This window comes from Buttiauxella sp. B2, assembly GCF_006376615.1.
Lineage (GTDB): Bacteria > Pseudomonadota > Gammaproteobacteria > Enterobacterales > Enterobacteriaceae > Buttiauxella.
Genome location: NZ_VEXQ01000020.1, coordinates 77,422 through 83,930, shown reverse-complemented (window position 1 = coordinate 83,930; position 6,509 = coordinate 77,422). Strand labels below are relative to the sequence as shown.

Annotated in this window: 5 protein-coding genes, 1 tRNA gene and 1 pseudogene; 5 read left to right on the top strand and 2 right to left on the bottom strand. The window is 46.7% G+C overall.

Annotation, left to right across the window (positions count from 1 at the left end; all coding sequences use genetic code 11):
• The first annotated feature begins 2 nt into the window (after window positions 1–2).
• Window positions 3–79 (top strand) — tRNA-Asp (locus tag FH968_RS18850).
• 178 nt (window positions 80–257) lie between these two features.
• Window positions 258–1,061: a 2,5-didehydrogluconate reductase DkgB gene (gene dkgB, locus FH968_RS18845; RefSeq protein ID WP_139882286.1), complete on the top strand. Its 804-nt coding sequence runs from the start codon at window positions 258–260 to the stop codon at window positions 1,059–1,061.
• Here dkgB and yafC read toward each other — a convergent pair.
• Window positions 1,058–1,971 (bottom strand): annotated as a pseudogene (gene yafC / locus FH968_RS18840) (DNA-binding transcriptional regulator YafC). The gene dkgB and the pseudogene yafC overlap by 4 nt on opposite strands.
• A gap of 104 nt (window positions 1,972–2,075) precedes the next feature.
• Here yafC and FH968_RS18835 point away from each other — a divergent pair.
• From FH968_RS18835 to FH968_RS18825, 3 genes are all read left to right on the top strand, one after another.
• Complete coding sequence (locus FH968_RS18835) at window positions 2,076–3,251, top strand: MFS transporter (RefSeq protein ID WP_139882284.1); 1,176 nt, start codon at window positions 2,076–2,078, stop codon at window positions 3,249–3,251.
• A 150-nt stretch (window positions 3,252–3,401) separates the two neighbouring features.
• Window positions 3,402–4,205 (top strand): endonuclease/exonuclease/phosphatase family protein, encoded by an 804-nt coding sequence (locus tag FH968_RS18830; protein ID WP_139882283.1) that lies wholly within the window; start codon window positions 3,402–3,404, stop codon window positions 4,203–4,205.
• A 71-nt stretch (window positions 4,206–4,276) separates the two neighbouring features.
• Window positions 4,277–5,044, top strand: a complete 768-nt coding sequence (locus tag FH968_RS18825; protein WP_139882282.1) for a class I SAM-dependent methyltransferase — start codon at window positions 4,277–4,279, stop codon at window positions 5,042–5,044.
• 51 nt (window positions 5,045–5,095) lie between these two features.
• Here FH968_RS18825 and mltD read toward each other — a convergent pair whose 3' ends face one another.
• Window positions 5,096–6,454, bottom strand: a complete 1,359-nt coding sequence (gene mltD, locus FH968_RS18820) for a murein transglycosylase D (protein ID WP_139882281.1) — start codon at window positions 6,452–6,454, stop codon at window positions 5,096–5,098.
• Between the last annotated feature and the right edge of the window lie 55 nt (window positions 6,455–6,509).

The following is a 6,509-nucleotide window of genomic DNA, read 5'->3' as shown; positions in this document are numbered from 1 at the left end:
GTGGAGCGGTAGTTCAGTCGGTTAGAATACCTGCCTGTCACGCAGGGGGTCGCGGGTTCGAGTCCCGTCCGTTCCGCCACTTATTAAGCCCTGAGTCTGTTTAGACTCAGGGCTTTTTTCTTGTTTAAAAACCGGTAAATACCTTTCTATTATTGCGTTTAGCGCAAATGTCTTCTGTGTTTATCTGTCTTTTTCAGCAAAGTGAATGCCGTCATAATCCTCGTATTAACAATACATATCCCCTAACGAGGTAAATAATGACAATTCCTGCATTTGGTTTAGGTACTTTTCGCTTAAAAGACGATGTGGTTATAGCATCAGTAAAAACAGCTTTAGAGCTGGGTTATCGCACCGTTGATACCGCACAAATCTATGACAATGAAGCGGCTGTAGGACAGGCAATTGAAGAAAGTGGCGTATCTCGTGATGAGTTATTTATCACTACCAAAATCTGGATTGAGAATCTTAGCAAAGACAAACTAATCCCAAGCTTGAAAGAAAGCTTACGCAAATTGCGTACTGATTATGTTGATTTGACGCTCATTCACTGGCCATCACCAAATGATGCCGTTCCGGTAGCAGAGTTTATGCAGGCATTGCTGGAAGCAAAAAATGAAGGGCTGACGCGCCAGATTGGCATCTCTAACTTCACCATAGACCTGATGCAACAAGCAATTGATGCGGTAGGTGCAGAGAATATTGCTACTAACCAAATTGAGCTTTCACCTTACCTGCAAAACTGCAAAGTGGTTGATTGGGCGCATGAACATGATATTCACATTACCTCTTATATGACGCTTGCCTATGGTAAAGCACTGTCAGATGAGGTGATTGGGCGAATTGCTAAAAAGCACAATGCAACGCCAGCGCAGGTGATTCTGGCGTGGGCAATGATGCTGGGATACGCAGTCATTCCTTCATCTACAAAGCGTGAGAATCTGCAAAGTAATCTACACGCGCAGACTCTAACGCTGGATGCGGAAGATATGGCAGCCATTGCAGCACTGGATTGTAATGATCGTCTGGTTAGTCCAGAAGGCTTGGCTCCAAACTGGGATTAATTTTCCATTACAGCCCCTGTGGGGGCTGTTGAACATGCTCACTTAGAAAATCAATGAATGCGCGAATACGGCTACTCACGGCGCGATCGCTGTAATACACCGCGCTAAATGGCATTTCTACCGGCAAAAGTTTATCTGCCAGAAGTTCGACAAAACTTCCTTCCGCGATTTCTTTATTAATCATATAGTCAGAAAGACAAGCTATGCCATTCCCCATTAGGCAAAGCTGCTTGAGTGTTTCACCACTGTTTGATGTTATCCCTGCCACAATGTCATAGCGTAATCCATCAGCTTGTGCGACTGGCCACTTATTCAGGCTCTCTGTCTCAGAAAAACCAAGACAAATATGATCCTGAAGATCCTCAGCACTTTGTGGTGTACCGTACTGAGCCAAATATTCAGGAGAAGCGATAATTTTACGGCGACTGGTAAAAAGTGGTCTGGCCCGAAGCGTGGAGTCTGTCAATGTGCCCACACGAATTGCTACATCCACTTTTCGCTCAATCAGGTTAATAAATGTCTCTGATGAGATGAGCGAAAGTGTCACCTCAGGATAACGCTCACGGAATGGCTTAATTAACGGCATTAAAAGATGAAGCATTACAGGTGTTGCGGCGTCAATGCGCAGTAAACCGCGTGGGCTTTGCCGTGACTCCATCAATTCATTCTCTGCCGCTGCCATTTCCTGCAAGATCTGCTGCACACGGCGAAAGTAACGCTCACCTTCTTCAGTCAGGCTTAGCTGCCGAGTTGTGCGATTTAGCAGGCTTACACCCAGCTTCATTTCTAATTTCTTTACTGAGCGGCTTACAGCTGAATTAGCCAGCTCGAGTTGAGTTGCAGCACGACTAAAACTTCCGCTTTCCACAACTGCGACAAAAATCGCCAATTCTTCAGAGGTAGCCTTCATTATTGCTCCTGAAGCAAAATTATATTGAGATTTTGCATATTTTTGTTATTTAACCATCTTGCCATACTGCGTGTCATCAAAAGACATCTGTTATGGAGTAAATCATGCCTCTGGCACTACTGGCACTGACTATCAGTGCATTTGCAATCGGGACTACCGAATTTGTTATTGTTGGACTGGTACCCACTATTGCTGAGCAACTATCAATTTCATTACCCTCTGCCGGATTACTGGTTTCTATTTATGCATTAGGAGTTGCAGTCGGAGCTCCTGTGTTGACTGCATTAACCGGAAAACTTCCACGTAAACAGCTGCTTATTGGCCTGATGGTGCTTTTCACAGCAGGTAATTTGTTAGCCTGGCTTTCTCCGAACTATGAAACATTAGTCGCTGCGCGACTGTTGACTGGACTTGCGCATGGAGTCTTCTTCTCGGTTGGTTCTACCATTGCAACTAGCCTTGTACCGAAAGAAAAGGCAGCCTCTGCAATTGCGATTATGTTTGGTGGCCTGACGGTTGCTTTGGTGACCGGTGTTCCACTGGGGACATTTATCGGCCAACATTTTGGCTGGCGTGAAACATTCCTCGCGGTTTCTGTAATCGGCGTAATCGCTTTAATTTGCAGTACTATTCTGATCCCAAAAAATATTCCAACACGCGCAGTTGCCAGCTTAAAAGATCAACTGAAAGTAATGACCCATCCTCGCTTGCTGATCATTTATGCGATTACAGCATTGGGTTATGGCGGCGTATTTACCGCATTTACTTTCCTTGCCCCGATGATGCAAAACCTTGCGGGTTATTCGCCGGCAGCAGTTAGTTGGATTTTGTTGGGGTACGGTGTCTCAGTTGCGATTGGTAATATCTGGGGTGGGAAACTTGCCGACCGACATGGCGCAGTGCCTGCGTTAAAATTCATTTTTGCTGCACTTGCAGCATTACTGTTGGTCTTTCAGTTCACTGCAAGTTCGCATATTGGTGCTTTAGTTACTGTGTTGGTGATGGGGGTTTTCGCCTTCGGTAATGTACCTGGCTTGCAGGTATACGTTGTGCAAAAAGCTGAGCAATATACGCCAAATGCTGTAGATGTCGCCTCTGGACTGAATATCGCCGCTTTTAACGTCGGTATCGCGTTAGGTTCAATTATCGGTGGTCAAACAGTACAGAGCTTTGGTTTGGCCCAAACTCCATGGATTGGAGCGGTTATTGTCGCAGGGGCACTCTTACTGATTAACTTAAGTGGCCGTCTTGAGACGCGTCGTGAAGTTGCCATCGGCTAGCTAATTGCAGCAAGGCTGTTAGCAATTACTTACGGTCTTGTTCATCAATGGTTTGAATTGGTCGTTGAAACTCGGCACTAAAGTCCCTATAACTGAAAGACAGCCTTCGAATTGGAGGCTTCTTTAGTTACAGAGGTCATTAGCAAAAACGTGCGCAAAAATACTTATGCCATGAGATATGTTGCCGGTCAGCCAGCAGAACGCATTCTGCCTCCTGGCTCCTTTGCAACTATAGGTCAGGCATTGCCACCCGGAGAGCCCTTGCCAAGTGAGGGGTCCTTAAAAGTATTAGTATGGAATATCTTCAAACAGCAGCGGGCTGAATGGCTATCAGTACTGCAAAACTTTGGTAAAGATGCCCATCTGGTTTTATTACAGGAAGCGCAAACCACGCCCGAATTGGTAAATTTTGCCACCAGTAATTATTTAGCCGCAGACCAAGTCCCGGCATTTGTTTTACCTCAGCACCCTTCCGGTGTCATGACTTTATCTGCCGCCCATCCGGTTTACTGCTGCCCATTACGCGAAAGAGAGCCGATTTTACGCTTATCTAAATCTGCGCTAGTAACCGTTTATCCTTTACCTGATGGCCGCCTGCTTATGGTTGTTAATATCCATGCTGTGAATTTCAGCCTGGGTGTGGATGTATACAGCAAGCAGCTGGGTCCGATTGGCGATCAGATTGGCCACCATAACGGGCCGATTATTATGGCGGGAGATTTCAATACCTGGAGTCGCCCACGCATGAATGCGCTTTACCGCTTTGCTCGCGAGATGACTCTGCGTGAAGTCCGTTTCACAGACGACCATCGCCGCCGTGCTTTTGGTCGCCCACTCGATTTCGTTTTCTATCGTGGTTTAAACGTCACAGAAGCCTCTGTGTTGGTTACTCGTGCGTCCGATCATAATCCTCTACTAGTCGAATTCCGTCCCGGCATACCTGAGCTGAAGTAAGATTAGTCAGGTCTGCCACTGGGCAGACCTATGTGCTGCCCTTACTTATAATCAAAAGCAAGGACAATACAATGACAACACAATCTCACCATGACAAAGTCGATCAACAATTTGGTTCGCAGGCTAGCGCCTATCTAAGCAGCGCTGTGCATGCCGCAGGGCGCGATCTTGAGCGTTTGGCCGCACGTTTGGCGGACCATCCTAATGCGCGGTTGCTAGATATGGGGTGTGGGGCGGGGCATGCTAGTTTTGTTGCCTCCACTCTGGTGAAAGACGTTGTTGCTTATGATCTCTCGGAACAGATGCTGACAGTGGTGAATGACGCGGCTCAAAGCCGTGGTATCAGGAATATCACTACCCAGCAAGGTTATGCGGAGATTCTGCCATTTGAAGATGCTTCATTTGATGTTGTTATTAGCCGTTATTCAGTTCATCACTGGCATGATGTCGGCAAAGCCTTGCGTGAGGTTAAACGCGTATTGAAACCTGGCGGAGTCGTTATTTTTATGGATGTGATGTCCCCCGGGCATCCTGTTCTCGATATCTGGCTGCAAACCGTCGAAGCTTTACGAGACACTTCACACGTCCACAATTATTCCAGCGGAGAACTGTTGAGTATGTTTAACGACGCGGGGCTAGTGACGCAAAATTTGCTGTGTGATCGTTTGAATCTGGAGTATTCGAGTTGGATTGCGCGTATGCGAACACCTTCAGTCATGGCTGATGCCATTCGTGCTTATCAGAAAAGTGCATCTGATGAAGTGCAGCGTTATTTTGAATTACAGGAAGATGGTTCATTTACTAGCGACATCGTAATGCTGGAAGCGCTCAAGTTCTGATTAAGCAATAAAAAAGGCACCAATTAAGGTGCCTTTTTCTTTGATTAACAATCACGTATCAGGTGTAGAATTATTGCTAACAAACAGCGTTAACTGATCGCCGGGTTTCAGGTCGTCAGTATCATCGTTCCAGCGCAGAACATCTTTAATGTTCACACCGTGACGTTTCGCGATACTCGACAAGGAGTCACCCTTACGCACCTTATAGGTAATGCTATCATTTTTAGCTAAACGCTTATCGTCGCTTTTAACGCTAAGTGTCTGGCCCACTTTTATGTGTGCGCTGCGTATGCCATTCCAGCTCTGCAAATCTTTAGCGCTAACGCCTAAGCGTGCGGCAATGCTCGACAGGGTATCACCTGAACGAACACGATAAGATTTTCTGCCACCTGCGTTACTGCGGTTATCCGCGACTAGCGTAGGTTGCACTGCTGCAATTTCACCAGAAGCCAAAGAGGCTTTTAGTTGTTCGGCATGCTTCTTAGGCACCATTACATATCGCTGGTTCTTGCCAACGGTCGAAGTTTTCACTCCAGCGTTGAACGTCTTCAGCGTATTTAACGGTATCCCAGCCATTTCAGCGACCTGACTTAGCTCAACCGGATCACTAACTTCTACACGTGCTAATGCACGGCTTTCATCGGTGGTTGGCAAGCGTACACCGTACTTTTGGCTGTTCTTGAGAATATCACTCAAGGCTAGCATTTTAGGTACGTAAATCTTGGTTTCCCGTGGCAGTGAAAGTGACCAAAAATCCGTGGGTAAGCCACGTGCTTTATTCGCTTTCATTGCCTTCAGTACACGACCTTCGCCGCTGTTGTACGCCGCCACGGTTAACAACCAGTCGCCGTCAAACATCTTATTCAGACGCTGCATCATATCGAGTGCTGCAGTAGTCGAAGCCACTACATCACGACGTGCATCGTATGCTTTAGTCTGTTTCAAACCATAATTTCTGCCCGTGCTAGGTACTATCTGCCATATGCCCGCGGCATTAGCAGTAGAGGTAGCATGGGGGTCAAAAGCGCTCTCCACTATGGGTAGCAGTACTAGTTCCATTGGCATGTTGCGTTTCTTAACTTGCCCGGCAATCCAGTACATATACGGCTCTGCCCGTAATGTTACATCGTGGAGATAGCTCTTATTCTTTAGGTACTTCTGTTTCTGTTCGCGAATCCGGGTATTCTCCGGAATCCCCATCTTTAGCTCGTCGCCAATGAAGTTCCACAAGTTTTGGTTATCTGCGAGGTATGTCCCATCGTCCATCCATCGCGTACCTGTGTACTTTCCTGCTTCACCTTGACCAGCTGCAGACAGACTCTGTGCGTGCTGTTGGATGTTGCCGTCATGCCTTGACGCCTGGCACCCCACAAGCAAAACAGAGGCGAGTAATATCGCTTTTGCCTTCATGTGTGTGTCAAATGGTTGCTTAAAAGACGAGCAAGAATACCTTCCACTTTAAAAC